This is a genomic window from Sulfurovum lithotrophicum (assembly GCF_000987835.1).
GTDB classification, from domain to species: Bacteria; Campylobacterota; Campylobacteria; order Campylobacterales; family Sulfurovaceae; genus Sulfurovum; species Sulfurovum lithotrophicum.
The window spans coordinates 1,659,711-1,673,091 of the sequence record NZ_CP011308.1 but is presented as its reverse complement, the minus strand read 5'-3'; the positions used below and the strand labels follow the sequence as shown (position 1 = coordinate 1,673,091).

The window sequence follows — 13,381 nt, the reverse complement described above, 5'->3', positions numbered from 1 at the left end:
CCATGGCATTTAATTACGATGAGTACTTAAGAACGGAGAAGATGCCAACACTATGGTGTTGGGGATGTGGTGATGGTGTTATACTTAAATCATTTATCAGAGCGGTAGATAAATTGGGTATTAACAAAGATGATATGTGTGTCGTGTCAGGAATCGGTTGTTCAGGAAGGTTCTCTTCCTATGTTGATTTCAATACGGTACATACTACACACGGTAGAACTGTAGCATATGCAACAGGTATCAAACTTGCTAATCCGGACAAATATGTAGTCTGTGTCGCCGGTGACGGTGATGCACTTGCAATTGGTGGTAACCATACGATCCACGGATGTAGAAGAAACATTGATATTACAATGATCATCATCCAGAACTTTATTTATGGTCTGACCAACTCGCAGACAAGTCCAACTACACCAAGAGGTATGTGGACTGTTTCCCAGAAGGCAGGTAACATTGATCCAACATTTGATGGCTGTAAGCTTGCTGAAGCAGCAGGAGCTTCCTTTGTCGGTAGAGAAAATGTTACATCGCCCAAGAAACTCGAAAAACTTTTTGTTGCAGCACTCCAGCATAAAGGTTTTGCATATGTTGAAGCCCTTTCAAACTGTCATATCAACCTCGGTAGAAAGAATAAAATGGCAAATGCTATGGAAAACCTTGACTGGATCGACAGCATTACGGTTTCCAAAAAGAAATATGATACTTTGTCTCCTGAAGAACAGATGAACCTGCTTCCAACAGGTATCCTAAAGCAGGATACTGAAGCGGATGAATACTGTGATATGTATAAGGAAGTTCAAGAAGTACATCAAGGTCTGAGAGGTAAGATTACCCAAGATGACTTTGAGAAAAAAATATAAGGAGCCAGAGGATGAGTAGAATAGTAATGAGATTTACCGGTGTCGGTGGTCAAGGTGTTCTTCTGGCTGGCGAGATCTTTGCAGCTGCAAAGATCAAAGCAGGCGGATATGGAGTCAAAACAGCAACATATACATCACAAGTACGTGGTGGTCCAACGGTTGTGGATATTCAGCTGGATGATAAAGAGATATTCTATCCGTATGCGATAGATGGAGAAGTTGACTTTATGCTCTCTGTTGCAGAAGCAAGTTATAAACTCTTTAAAAACGGTGTGAGAGAAGGCGGGACTATTGTTGTAGAGCCAAATTTGGTACACCCGACAGAAGAAGATAGAAAAAAATGGAATATTGTTGAAATACCTATTATTACTATCGCCAAAGAAGAAGTGGGGAATGTAATTACACAATCTGTTGTTGCTCTCGCGATTGCCAATACATTTACAAATGCTTTGGATGAGCAGATACTTATTGATACGATGCTTTCCAAGGTACCTAAAAAGGTACATGAACTTAACCTGAAAGCTTATGAGCTTGGGAAAAAGTATGCGCTTGAAGCAATGGAAAAAGCTTCTGCATGATATATATAGTTAAACACAGTATATACTGTGTTTGACACTCCCCTTTTTACATTCACCATACAATTACTATCGATAGAAACATTTACATAACTTGGTTATAATCATGAGAAATTTCTCTTGTATACAGCAAGATAATTTACAGATAAAACCAAAAATAAATAATAATAAGGAAATACATATGGGTATATTTGAAGACGATGAAGATGATTATGGTATGGACTTTATGGGCCGTACCCCTAAATCCACCTATTTTGAAACAGCAAAAACAGCGAATCAGAACATCGTAGAGCAGGAGCTTGAAAAGATGTTCAGACGTTTGGCTGTAGCAGAAAAGATGCTGGAGGACAGAGGACTGGATGAGGAACTGGAAAGAGAGATCAAAGCCACTATAGTAGATCAGGAAATAGAAGACAGGATCAACACGGTCTTTATCGATCTGGTCTCCTCTATCGTTACTCAATGTGAGTAGATATCTTTTTGGGCACAAACGCTCTGAGGGATGTTTTTTTGCATAATTTATGGTATAATCCGTCCAGGTGCAACAGGTAGTTGCTGGTGACATTTGTGTCACGAGAGGAAAGTCCGGGCTGCAGGTGAGACAGGACTCCATCTAACGGATGGCCAGAGTAATCTGAGGGCAAGTGCAACAGAAAGTAAACCGCCAGGCTTAGCCTGGTAAGGGTGAAAGGGTGGGGTAAGAGCCCACCGGTGAGCATGGTAACACGCTCAGCCAGGTAAACCCTGTCCGCAGCAAGAAGTATATGGTATAAGTCTCACAAGCCGTTCAGTCGGCACTCATACTTCGCTTGAGCGTATGGGCAACTATACGCCTAGATAAATAACTACCCAACGACAAAACCCGGCTTATCGTTGCACCTGACTACTATTTCATCTCTTAACATAATTAATAATAATCCCTATATCTAGGCGCTAAATGCTATTTAAGCTACATGCCAAACAATGAAAATTATTCAAAATCATCTACTTTTTTAAGAAGATCTACTGCATTATTTATCGAAACTTAAATACCACCTTATCTGTTTGACACGTTTTTGACACACATAATTATTATAATAGTTATATATTAGTTTAAAGGAAGAACATGAAGTATATATTGATTGGTATTATGTTAATAAGTAGTATATATGCAGGAACATATAAGGAAGGTGAATCAGCTTATGTGAGTGGAGATTACAAGGTTGCTATGGCAATTCTAAAACCTTTAGCAGATAAAGGAAATTTGGGTGCCCAAGAATTAATGGGACATATGTATTATTTTGGTAAAGGACTTGCAGCAGATGCTCGTATGGCATCTGTTTGGTATACAAAGGCTGCAAACAATGGATCTAAATATGCACAGTATAATTTAGGTGTAATGTATGATGAGGGTCAGGGAGTACCACAGAATTATAGTAAAGCAATAAAATTATATGAAAAAGCAGCAAATCAAGGGCATTTGAATGCTATCAATAATTTAGCACTTCTGTATAGGGATGGGTTAGGTGTTGATAAAGATTATAAAAAAGCAATAGCATTATTTTCAGAAGCATCTAAAAAAGGATCTGCTGTTGCAAAATATAACTTAGGATCCATGTATGAGAATGGTTTAGGTGTTGACAAAGATATCACTTCGGCATTACTATGGTTTACAGAGGCTGGAGTATTGGGATATGTTGATGCACAATATCTTATGGGTCAAAAATATTATTATGGTGAAGATGTGAAAAAAGATCTTAAAGAAGCGGGACAATGGTACACTAAAGCTGCGAATCAAGGGCATGCCGGTGCACAGCTTAAACTGGGCTATATGTATGATAATGCTGAAGGTGGATATGCAAAAAATACAAAATATGCTATAGAACTTTATCTAAAATCTGCAAATCAAGGTAATAAGTATGCGCAACATAATTTGGGTCTCATTTACATGGGTGGTCGTGAAGTTAAACAAGATTATATTGCAGCAGAACGATGGTTTATGAAAGCTATTAAGCAAAATTATGCGCCATCACAGTTTGAGCTTGGAACACTTTATGTTAAAGTGGAAAATTATAAAGGGGCATTTACCTTACTTACTAAAGCTGCTAAACAAGGACATGCTATGGCTCAAAATAATTTGGGTTACATGTATGAATATGGCAAAGGTACAAAAAAAGATTATGTACTGGCAAGAAAATGGTATAAAAAATCTGCACAGCAAGGTTATGTTGAAGCACAATCAAATTTGGCACTTCTTTATGATGGTGGCAAAGGTGGTAAAAAAGATTTTGCAAAAGCAGCAAAATGGTATACAAAAGCAGCAAAACAAGGGCACTCTCAATCACAATATAATATAGGTGCAATGTATTATTATGGTGAAGGTGTCAAAAAAGATAGAAAAAAAGCCAAGCAGTGGATTACGAAAGCTGCAAAGAGTGGTTCTGCAAGTGCAAAAAAGTTTTTAGCTAAAAATAAATTTTAATCATAAAGTTTTAAAGGAGAAATACAATGAGTGTACAGTGGTTTTTAGAATATGATAACGGCACAAAGTATGGTCCTGTAAGCACAGTAGAAGCTTGAAGGTGATGGCATGGCCTTTATACATGCTGGAGGTATGCTTAAAGAGGTAGACTTGGTAGAAGGAGAAGTGTCTCACCTCGATACTGGATGTCTTGTGGCAATGGAGCCGCATATAGAGTTTGAGATAGAACAGGCAGGCGGTATAAAAACCGGGCTCTTTGGTGGAGAGGGATTCTTCTTCGCCAAACTTAGAGGTCCTGGAAAAATATGGATACAGTCGTTGCCATTCTCCAGGCTGGCAGGACGTATGCTCTCAGCGGCACCTCAGTATGGCGGCAGTGACAAAGGTGAAGGCTCGGCACTTGGTATGCTTGGTGACCTTGCTATGGGTGACAGATTTAACTAAAAGGAGAAAAGATGAAATTTAATTTCAACAAAAATTTTGGTAGTAGTAACAGCAGTAACAGTTTTGGCAATGATACATTTACGGAGACAACATACACAAGCTATGGACAAAATATAGGTAACTCATTTAAGGGTATCTTTGTAGGGATATTGCTGCTGATCGGTTCTATTGTACTTTTATGGTGGAATGAAGGTAGAAGTGTCGAACAGGCTACTGCACTTAAAGAGATGCAGGAAAAGATTACCAAACTTCCTGAACCAAAGTTTGATGCTGCGTTGGATGGCAAAGCGGTACTTGTACAGGGGTATGTCAAACCCCTCAGTGAAGTAGTCGATCCTCAGTTCGGTGTTAAAACAGATGGGCTTTTATTACGACGTCATGTAGAGATGTATCAGTGGCAGGAGAACAAGAGTACGGAGACCAAAGATAAGCTTGGCGGAGGTACGGAGACCATCACAACCTATAACTATGTGAAGGTATGGTCTTCCTCTTCGATAGATTCCACTTTTTTCAAAGTACGGGAAAATCACCAGAATCCATCTATGAATTACAAAAGTGAGAGTTTTGGTACGGATGCGATGCTGGGAGAGTTTTATCTAGACAGAAACATGGTGTTCCGTCTGGGTGCATCTCAAAGTTATGCAGGGCTTAACAGTATGCCTGAACGTATCGGTGATGCTTATAATAAGAAGAGCTATCTCTATATTCCAACACAGTTTTATGTACCTCAGACACATACAGGTATACAGATGTCACAGGTCAGTCTGAACACACACAGCATAACCCAAACAGGAACGCAGACTGGAATGCATGGTCCACAGATAGGTGATATCAAGATCACATACACTTATGCACCAGCAGGTGAGTACACTTACGCAGCAAAAGAAGAAGGTAAAAAGCTGGTACCGTATGTCACAGAAAATGGCAAGTCATTTGTCTTTACCCGCAACGGAAAAGTAGAGGCAGTTACGATCTTCAAAGAGGAGCTGGATGCAAACAGTGTTCTGACGTGGATACTCAGAGGGGTTGGTCTGGTGTTGATGTATATTGCCTTTACTATGATGATGGGGATCATCGCAACACTGGCTAAGGTGATACCGATGTTGGGTTCTTTGGTAGGTGGTGTGACAAGCATCATTGCGGGTGTGTTGACTTTGATCCTTGGGTCTATCGTTATCGCATTGGCTTGGTTTGGTTCCAGACCACTGCTTTCACTGGCTATTATCGGTGTAGGTGTAGGTATTGCTATAGCAATGGCTAAGTTTGGAAAGAAAAACAAAGCAACGCAAAACAGTGCAGAGGCTCATACTGCAAGAGAGGCAACACCACCATCAGGACAGAGCAGTGCAACGCCTCCCCCGCGTAAGGAGGAGAGAGAAGAAGCTCAGCAAGGGGAGGCAACACCACCACTGCGCAGTGATGCAACACCTCCACCAAGAGAGTCGTAAATATAGCAAGGAGGGATGTCATGAAGATAAAAAAAGAGTTTATAGTTTCTTTATGTGTAATGTTGTTTTCCTCTGCTTTACTGGCAGAGCAGAAGATGGTAAGCATCATAGGTACAGCGGATCTGCAGGGGATGATGAGTCCTTCTATGCAAAAGTTTGATCTTGATGGAGATGGGAAAAAAGAAGAGGTGATGATGGGTGGTATAGCCAACCTCGCTACTGCCTATAAACAACTGAAAGAAGAGAACCCAAATACAGTCGTTGTTTCCGCAGGGGACGACCTGATGAATAAGTTTTTTCATATCTATAAAGGAGAAGCGATATTCTCCCTGATGTCTGATGCCGGGTATGATCTCTATGTTTTGGGAAATCATGAGTTTGATAAAGGAAGCAAGGTGCTCTCTACGGCCTTGGATGGTATGAAATTCAAGGTGATATGTAGTGATCTGGATGTCTCAAACTCTGCACTGAAGGGGAAATGTACACCATACCTTATCAAAGAGATGGATGGGGTGAAAGTAGGATTTTTCTCTGCGATGACAGAAGATCTGCCACTGGTCACCAGTGAGAGAAATGTGAAGATCACTGCGGACAATGTCACTACGGCAAAGAAGATGGTCAAAACGCTCAAAGGTGAAGGTGTGCATGTGATCGTACTGCTTTCACATATAGGGTACAAAAAAGATGTTGCACTGGCAAAACAGGTTAAGGGTATAGACCTTATCTTTGGTGGACACTCTCATGAGTATGTTGAAAAGATGGGACGTATCCGTGGTACCTCTATTGTCAATGGGGGAGAGCAGGGCGTACAGATCATCAAAGTGGATATCCCGTTGGATGAAAACCTCAAAGTCCTAAGCAAAGAGATGAAGATGACCAAAGTGTCTGTACCTGCTACCAACAGAGCAGATAAGGCTATCATGGCAAAGGTTAAAAAGTATGAAGAAGGTTTTCCCGAAGCTGTTGTGCTTGGAAAGACGGAAACCTCATGGAACCTTGGTTCTGACGCAGTACGTAAAGGTGAGTCAACCGTAGCGAACCTTGTCAACGATCTTATGCGAGAGAAGTTCAAGGTAGATATCGTACTGAACAATGCTGGGGCATTTAGAGGTAAAAAGGTCTACAAAGCAGGAAATATCACCGATGAGATGCTCAAATCCATCGATGAGTTTGGCAACTATGCCTACATCTTGAAGCTCAAAGGAAAATACCTCAAAGAGATACTCGAAAGAAGTGCAGCAAGTTACGGTGAGGGAGGTCTGATGCATGTCTCAGGGCTGAAGTACCGTATCAATCTTCCTGGAAATGTACAGAAAATAGAGGATGCTAAGGTCATCAAACCCGGTACAAGGGTAGAAGAGATCAAAGTACTTCAAGGTGAAAAATGGGTCGATGTAGATCCACAAAAAGAGTATACGGTACTGAGCAACTCTTTTATTGTCAAACATGAGGGAGACGGGTACTACTGGTTCAAAAAGTATGGTACGGAGCTTAAAAACACCTACACGACATTTTACTCTATCATGGCAGAGTTCATTGAAGTACATAAGGTGTTGAGTCCAAAGCCTGAAGATGGACGTTTAGAGATCGTGCATTGAGGAGTAAAAGGTGAAAAATTTTATCGTATTTTTATGGATAGGTATGATGATAGGGGTGCTTTATGCAGAAGAACTGCAGTGTTATAGTTATGATCCACAACACTTTATAGCATCTGGTGAGAGTAAATCTTCAGTGAAGTCTATAGAGGCAGTTTACGTGGTAAAGCTTCCTAAGATTAGGAAAAAGAATTTTCAAAATTATGTTGGAGTGGCAGTAAAAGCAGCAGGAAAAATATATCAAAATCATCATCTTGACTGTGAAGCAGAGAAAGGAAGATACTACTGTAGCGGTGAGTGTGATTCGGGTCAAGTATGGCTGGATAAGAAAAATCGTTTGATGCTTGAGTTTGTCAATTACAGTGAAGTAAGAGACTATGGCAATGGTTTGGGTGGTCCTGTGACACTGCTTGATCTTCGTCCAAAAGATGAAAAAGTATGGATAGAAGGAAAAAAAATAGCCTGTCCTGATGAGGTAAAACAGGGTAATTATATCTGCTACGGGAGTAAAGATGAAAAGCAGTACTACTCTTGTGAACGCAGTATCTCATCGTGCCAGAGTAACGGTAAAAAACATTTTGGAAAATACCCGGATGAATCTTCTACGCGTGCTGCATTGATGCGGTGTTTCAGTAAAAAACCTAAAAAGTAGTGTGATACGTTTATGACACACTTTGAGTCTATAATATATGTATCTAAATAAAAAAGGATTTAAATGAAACATATCGTAGTAGGAACACTTTTGGTGTTGGCAATGGGTGCAGGAGCAGAGGCTAAATGTTTTACTTTTTCAGACAAAAGCGGTGTAGGTGTTTGTGTAGCAGGTGACAGTTCAAGTGCTAGAAAAGAAGCAAAAAAGATCTGTGATAACCAAGAGGGAAACTGTGGTAATATCAAATCTTCTTCTTCAAAATGTCACTCAAACAGTGGTAAGTGTTATGATGAAAACGGCAATGCTTCAAGAAGCTTAAGCGGGTATTGATTTTACTTTATAATTCGGGTTCAAATGAGACAGATACTGTGTCTATAGGGCTCTACTGGGGCGAAGAGCGTGCGGAAGCAAAGGTCTATTTTATCGGAAGGCTGCTTTTGATAGATGTCGGAATTCTGAGTCAAAGTTATAAAAGGAGTGTGAGATAAAACGAATTTGGAAGATATGGATAGCAATGGTACTCTCTTTTGGTCAGCTGTATGGTGTGGAAGATATGATCGCCCAGCAGAGTGTTATCAAGTCAATATTTATCGTTAAGTCTACAAAAAGCTATAGTGAAGCAAAAGAGTTTGCTCAAAAGTTGGCAAAAAAGAGTGGGGTGAGGCTTGATCTGAGAGCTTTGAAGTACAATGAAGAGATCATGATCTCGCATCCCCGTGCAGAGTGTGATGAAAATGGCTATGCGTATCCCTGTTATATTGCCAGAGGGAGGTATGATGATGGTGTCTATCTGAGTGTAGAGCCCTCTGATGCGTATGAGGAATTTACCAAAGGGTATTACATTGTAGTAGCAGCAAGTGGTGAGAAGGTGGATAAAAGCCTTCTTAATCGTATACGACACTATGTACCAGATGCCTACGTGAAGCGTACCACTGTCTATATGGGGTGTATACACTGATGAAAAAGTTATTTTTGAGTGTTTTATTTCTTGTGAGTATGGTGTATGCTGGTAGTGATATAAATACTACAGCATATGACTTCAACCTTACCAAAGATAAAAAAGCCACTGCATATGTAAACTGGGATACACAACATATAGCTGTAGAGATAGGCAAGAAGCGGATTGTGTTGCCTGATATCTCTGAAGACTTTATGGACTATAAGAAATTTGTCTCTGATATCTCTGAGAGTTTGTTTTTTGAAGATCTTAACTTTGATGGGTATGCCGATATCGGCGTAATTGTAGGTGTTGGTTATGGTGGACTCAATGTCTTTGCTGATTACTATTTTTATGATCCTAAAAAGGCTCAGTTTCATAAATACTTTAGCAATGTGTCCAACCTGACTATTATAGGCAATACAGAGGTACTGCATGCACCGATGAAGAGTGGTACGGGGTATTTTCATGACTATTATCAGATAGATAAAGAGGGAAGAGCATTTCTGTTTTTAAGTGCCAGTACTTCGTGGCCAGATGAAGAAGAAGGTAATATGCTAACAGATTATAGCGCCCATAATGTGAAGGTCAAAGTCAAGAAAGCCTACTTTTATGACGGTTGGGACGGTAAAAGACTCAAAAGTTATCTCATTCAAGGTGATAAGATCAGTAAAGTTCTGGATATGGTGAGTAGTGAAGGACATACATGGATCAAAGTACTTTATAGAGGCAAAAAGAGAGATTTTAGGTACTGGGTGAAGATGAATGATCTTGTGTTTGAAGAGATAATTGTCAGAGAGGAGTGATTCATGAAGTATCTATTAGGTTTTTTATTTTCATTTGTATCACGCTGTGCACAGAGTACATTTTGGCAGCTCACATCAACTGAAAGAACTTTATCAAAAAAAAGAAAATGAAATGAATAGTGTTAAATATATGTTAGTCTGGGCATTATTGGCAATGAGTGTGAATGCAGGAGATAGCATGCCAAAAACATTGGAAAAACAAGCCATAGAGATCATAAATATTTTTATCCAAACGATGCAAAACAACAGTTATGAGAAGAGTGCCAAAATGGTAGTGCAACTGATGCATAAGTCTCTTCTGAATAGGGATAAGGCAAGTCTGGACAGTGATACCTATCGATATCAGTTTAAAAAAGCACAGAGTAATGCAAAACATTATGCCTACCCTGTCAAAGTAACATGTATACAGAAGCTGAAAACCACAGAGATAGGGCATCCAAGTGTAGGGACGTATGATAAGGGTGTGGAGTATAAGCTTTGGATCGCAAAAAAATCATCCAGTCAAGGGCTTCCTGCATCGTTGGTACTCTTTTTTAAAGAGGGTACAAATGAAGTAAAATTGAGCTATGTAGGTAGTCTGTGAGTGAGAGGAAGTATCTTGATATGTTTATAAGATAGATAGAATGATTATCTAGGATGGCACCTCAAGTAGGTAGATAAAAGGAGAGAAGAAGATGAAAAAATGGTTGGTAGTTATGTTAATGATGAAACAGGTACTGTTTTTTCTTCTGATGATAGCTCCACTACTACTCTCTGCTGATAGCGTTGAGGCAAATAAGATCGCTTGCGAGAACAATGATTCTAAGGGTTGTTATGAGCTTGCTATACACTTTCAGAGCAGTGCCAAAGTCAAAAAAGAGTATCTGAATGCTGCAGAGCTGTGTGCTAAGTCCTGTATGCTTGGTTATGCAGATGGGTGTACGGATCTTGGTCTGATATTTTATGAGGGTAACGCGGGTATCAAGAAACATATGAAGAGAGCAGCGTATTTTTTTGCCAAAGGGTGTAAGCAGAAGAGTTATCCCGGGTGTAGTAACCTTGCACTGATGTATAGCAATGGTAATGGGGTAAAAAAGGATGAGGTGCGGGCTATCAGACTTGCTAAACTAGCCTGTGACCATAACCTCTCTATAGGGTGTCGAAACCTAGGTGTTTTTTACCATCAAGGGTCAAGTAGGGTTCGTAACTATCAAAAAGCCATTGAGCCTTATGTTAAGGGGTGTAGTGGCGGAGATATGGTGGCGTGCAGTAACTTGGGTGTCATGTATCAGTATGGAAACGGACTGACAAAAGACTACCAAAAGGCGATCACTCTGTATGAAAAAGCTTGCAACTGTGCCTACCCGCAAGGGTGTTCAAATCTGGGCTTTATGTATGAAAAAGGGTTGGGTGTAAAAAGAAGTTATGCCAAGGCTGTACCCTACTACCGTATAGCCAGTGACTATGGTGATCCTCAGGGACAGTACAATCTTGCACTGCTCTATTACACAGGTATTTCTCTTAAAGTAGATGTACCCAAAGCGTTGTCTCTGTTCAAAAAAGCGTGTGAGAGTGGATATGAGCCATCGTGCCGGAACTATAGGTTGATAAAGGGGCAGTGATGGGAAGAGTAAGATGCAGTCACCCAATTTGATTCGGAATCTTATTTTCACCTTTTGGATATTTCTTGGTACGGGTCTGTTCGCTGAGCATATAGAACACTTTGAGGTTAATGTTACACTAGAGCCAAGTGGTGAGTTTGTGGTGACGGAGTCTATCTTGTATGACTTTAAAGAGACACAAAAGCATGGTATCTATAGAGAGATACCTACACACGCATATACATTTGGTGATGTTAATGGTGTGAAGTGGGGAGTAGATGTTGATGTGCAGCTGGAAGATTTTGAAGTCACGATGGATGCGAAAGAGGTAGCATGGATGAAGAAGCTTAGCAGCTCTTCAGGTAAAGAAGTCATTTTTATCAAAATCGGTTCAAAAGATAAAAGAGTATCGGATCAAAGACACTATACCATACAGTATCGTTGTCGTAATGCCATTATGCCTTCATCCTTTCAAGCCGATAAAGATCAGTTGCACTGGAATGCAGTAGGGGATGGATGGAGAGTACCTGTCTTGCAGACAGAAGTAAACCTTTTCTTGCCCTCAAAGCTTCATAAAAACAACCTAGTCGTTGTCTCTCCTGCAAAGTCTGATGAGTATATATGGATAGATGAACATTACTTGCAGATCAACGCCAATCAAAAGAGAGCTTCCGTGAAGATAGTATTTCCCAGAGGTGTGCTAGGGCAGGATACAGTATTGAAGATAGAAAAGGGCAGGAGGCATCTTGAAGCGTTGGCTCAAAAAAGGGAAGAAGAGAAGAAGGCAGATGAAGCATACAGGGACAAGCTTGTAAAAGAGAGGATCTTTCGAGAGGAGAGAAGGGAAGAGTTTGGAGTGTGGAGCTGGATAGTATTTTTGCTGTTGTTGGGTCTCGTATGGCTGAAAAGAGATGCTCTGGGACTCAAAAAAGATACCAGAAGTATTATGGTTCGTTATAATGCCCCTCGGAACCTTTCAGTATTCCAAATGGGGCTGCTTTTTGATAAAAACCTTGATGAAGATGATCTTTATGCTGCGATACTGGAACTCGCATACCTTGGGTATATAGAGATAGAAGAGGAAAGTGAGGATATCATACTTCGAAGGGTAGCCAAGGAGAGAGGATCACTTAGTGATGACCAGTGGCAACTACTCGATGCACTGTTTGACAGCAAAGCATACTTCTCTCCAAAGAAGGCTACTGTTTCAGAATATCATACACTTTTTACAAAAATATCCGCTATCTATAACGCATTGTATGGCTGGGCAAAAAAACAAGGCTATACAGTAGGAGATCTCAGAAAAATAAGACAACGAAGTATCCGAATAATATTTGCAGTATTTGTCCCGATCTTTGTTTTCTCTGTCGTGATTGCTATGAACACAGACTATGGAGGAGAAGAGGTGAGCTATATAGTCTTTTGTGTTTTTAGTGCTTTGTTGCCCTGGATCGTGGTCTTTTTTTTCAATCTCTCTTCTAGGGTGAAAATAGCACTTTTATTTGCAGGTATAGGTATATGGGCTGTGCTGATGGAGCTTGGGATGTTTCCAAGGCAAAACGGTATGGGGGTGATGGATGTTGTAAGCAGTTATATCACAGTGATGGTACTTCTAATCATCTTCTCTATAACGTTTATGTGGAAGTTGGGATGCTATACGCAAAAAGGTACAGATATTCTCAGAGAGCTTAAGGGCTTGGAGATATTTCTAAAATCTGTGAAAGAGGATGAGATAGAAAGAAGACTGAAAGAGGATCCTGACTATATGGAGAAGATGCTTCCTTATGCGATCCTTTTTGGTCAGGTGATACACTGGTTGAAGATGTATGATATCATGAACATACCTTTAGCCAAACAGAAATGTAATACGTTGATGAAGTCTCTGCTGCGCAGTGATATGCTACGAAACCACATAAACAGTAGCAACACGGGAGTTATGGGGTTGTCAAGTAATAGCACGGGAAGTTCTTCTGGAAGTAGTTCTTTTGGTGGTGCTGGCGGAGGCAGCGGTAGTTCATGGTAG

Annotated in this window: 13 protein-coding genes, 1 other RNA gene and 1 pseudogene; all 15 read left to right on the top strand. The window is 40.3% G+C overall.

From position 1 onward, the window contains the following. Nucleotides 1-2: 2 nt before the first annotated feature. The 15 genes and pseudogenes from YH65_RS08245 (at nt 3) to YH65_RS08180 (ending at nt 13,381) form a co-directional block, all read left to right on the top strand. Nucleotides 3-860, top strand: coding sequence for a 2-oxoglutarate ferredoxin oxidoreductase subunit beta (locus tag YH65_RS08245; protein ID WP_046551454.1), 858 nt, complete (start codon nt 3-5; stop codon nt 858-860). An 11-nt stretch (nt 861-871) separates the two neighbouring features. Continuing rightward, a complete protein-coding gene (locus YH65_RS08240) occupies nt 872-1,438 on the top strand; it encodes a 2-oxoglutarate:acceptor oxidoreductase subunit OorC (protein WP_046551453.1) in 567 nt (188 codons plus the stop codon). Nucleotides 1,439-1,616: 178 nt separating this feature from the next. Continuing rightward, the gene (locus YH65_RS08235; protein ID WP_046551452.1) at nt 1,617-1,907 is read left to right on the top strand and encodes a DUF2018 family protein; all 291 of its coding nucleotides are present in this window, start codon (nt 1,617-1,619) and stop codon (nt 1,905-1,907) included. Between the two features lie 64 nt (nt 1,908-1,971). After that, nucleotides 1,972-2,321: RNase P RNA component class A (gene rnpB, locus YH65_RS11355), an RNA gene on the top strand. 219 nt (nt 2,322-2,540) lie between these two features. Then, entirely contained in the window at nt 2,541-3,896 is a 1,356-nt protein-coding gene (locus YH65_RS08230) for a tetratricopeptide repeat protein (RefSeq protein ID WP_052746155.1), read from the top strand. A gap of 102 nt (nt 3,897-3,998) precedes the next feature. Further along, nucleotides 3,999-4,340 (top strand): annotated as a pseudogene (locus YH65_RS08225) (AIM24 family protein); the annotation flags it as partial. Between the two features lie 11 nt (nt 4,341-4,351). Continuing rightward, nucleotides 4,352-5,788, top strand: a complete 1,437-nt coding sequence (locus tag YH65_RS08220; protein ID WP_046551451.1) for a TMEM43 family protein — start codon at nt 4,352-4,354, stop codon at nt 5,786-5,788. A 20-nt stretch (nt 5,789-5,808) separates the two neighbouring features. Then, nucleotides 5,809-7,386 (top strand): bifunctional metallophosphatase/5'-nucleotidase, encoded by a 1,578-nt coding sequence (locus YH65_RS08215; RefSeq protein WP_046551450.1) that lies wholly within the window; start codon nt 5,809-5,811, stop codon nt 7,384-7,386. 10 nt (nt 7,387-7,396) lie between these two features. Further along, the gene (locus YH65_RS08210; protein WP_046551449.1) at nt 7,397-8,035 is read left to right on the top strand and encodes a hypothetical protein; all 639 of its coding nucleotides are present in this window, start codon (nt 7,397-7,399) and stop codon (nt 8,033-8,035) included. Between the two features lie 63 nt (nt 8,036-8,098). Continuing rightward, a complete protein-coding gene (locus YH65_RS08205) occupies nt 8,099-8,365 on the top strand; it encodes a hypothetical protein (RefSeq protein ID WP_046551448.1) in 267 nt (88 codons plus the stop codon). A 184-nt stretch (nt 8,366-8,549) separates the two neighbouring features. Next, a complete protein-coding gene (locus YH65_RS08200; RefSeq protein WP_046551447.1) occupies nt 8,550-8,993 on the top strand; it encodes a hypothetical protein in 444 nt (147 codons plus the stop codon). After that, the gene (locus tag YH65_RS08195; RefSeq protein ID WP_046551446.1) at nt 8,993-9,778 is read left to right on the top strand and encodes an XAC2610-related protein; all 786 of its coding nucleotides are present in this window, start codon (nt 8,993-8,995) and stop codon (nt 9,776-9,778) included. Before YH65_RS08200 ends, YH65_RS08195 begins: the two co-directional genes overlap by 1 nt. A gap of 178 nt (nt 9,779-9,956) precedes the next feature. Continuing rightward, on the top strand, nt 9,957-10,361 hold the full coding sequence (locus tag YH65_RS08190; RefSeq protein ID WP_046551445.1) for a hypothetical protein: 405 nt from the start codon (nt 9,957-9,959) through the stop codon (nt 10,359-10,361). 91 nt (nt 10,362-10,452) lie between these two features. Continuing rightward, nucleotides 10,453-11,379 (top strand): tetratricopeptide repeat protein, encoded by a 927-nt coding sequence (locus YH65_RS11310; RefSeq protein ID WP_052746153.1) that lies wholly within the window; start codon nt 10,453-10,455, stop codon nt 11,377-11,379. A gap of 13 nt (nt 11,380-11,392) precedes the next feature. Further along, on the top strand, nt 11,393-13,381 hold the full coding sequence (locus YH65_RS08180; protein WP_046551444.1) for a DUF2207 family protein: 1,989 nt from the start codon (nt 11,393-11,395) through the stop codon (nt 13,379-13,381).

Coding starts and splice junctions, on each gene's coding strand:
- YH65_RS08190 (WP_046551445.1), top strand. CDS start 9,957: ATGCCAAAAACATTGGAAAAACAAGCCATAGAGATCATAAATATTTTT.
- YH65_RS08215 (WP_046551450.1), top strand. CDS start 5,809: ATGAAGATAAAAAAAGAGTTTATAGTTTCTTTATGTGTAATGTTGTTT.
- YH65_RS08200 (WP_046551447.1), top strand. CDS start 8,550: ATGGTACTCTCTTTTGGTCAGCTGTATGGTGTGGAAGATATGATCGCC.
- YH65_RS08235 (WP_046551452.1), top strand. CDS start 1,617: ATGGGTATATTTGAAGACGATGAAGATGATTATGGTATGGACTTTATG.
- YH65_RS08195 (WP_046551446.1), top strand. CDS start 8,993: ATGAAAAAGTTATTTTTGAGTGTTTTATTTCTTGTGAGTATGGTGTAT.
- YH65_RS08230 (WP_052746155.1), top strand. CDS start 2,541: ATGAAGTATATATTGATTGGTATTATGTTAATAAGTAGTATATATGCA.
- YH65_RS08240 (WP_046551453.1), top strand. CDS start 872: ATGAGTAGAATAGTAATGAGATTTACCGGTGTCGGTGGTCAAGGTGTT.
- YH65_RS08245 (WP_046551454.1), top strand. CDS start 3: ATGGCATTTAATTACGATGAGTACTTAAGAACGGAGAAGATGCCAACA.
- YH65_RS08220 (WP_046551451.1), top strand. CDS start 4,352: ATGAAATTTAATTTCAACAAAAATTTTGGTAGTAGTAACAGCAGTAAC.
- YH65_RS11310 (WP_052746153.1), top strand. CDS start 10,453: ATGAAAAAATGGTTGGTAGTTATGTTAATGATGAAACAGGTACTGTTT.
- YH65_RS08205 (WP_046551448.1), top strand. CDS start 8,099: ATGAAACATATCGTAGTAGGAACACTTTTGGTGTTGGCAATGGGTGCA.
- YH65_RS08180 (WP_046551444.1), top strand. CDS start 11,393: ATGCAGTCACCCAATTTGATTCGGAATCTTATTTTCACCTTTTGGATA.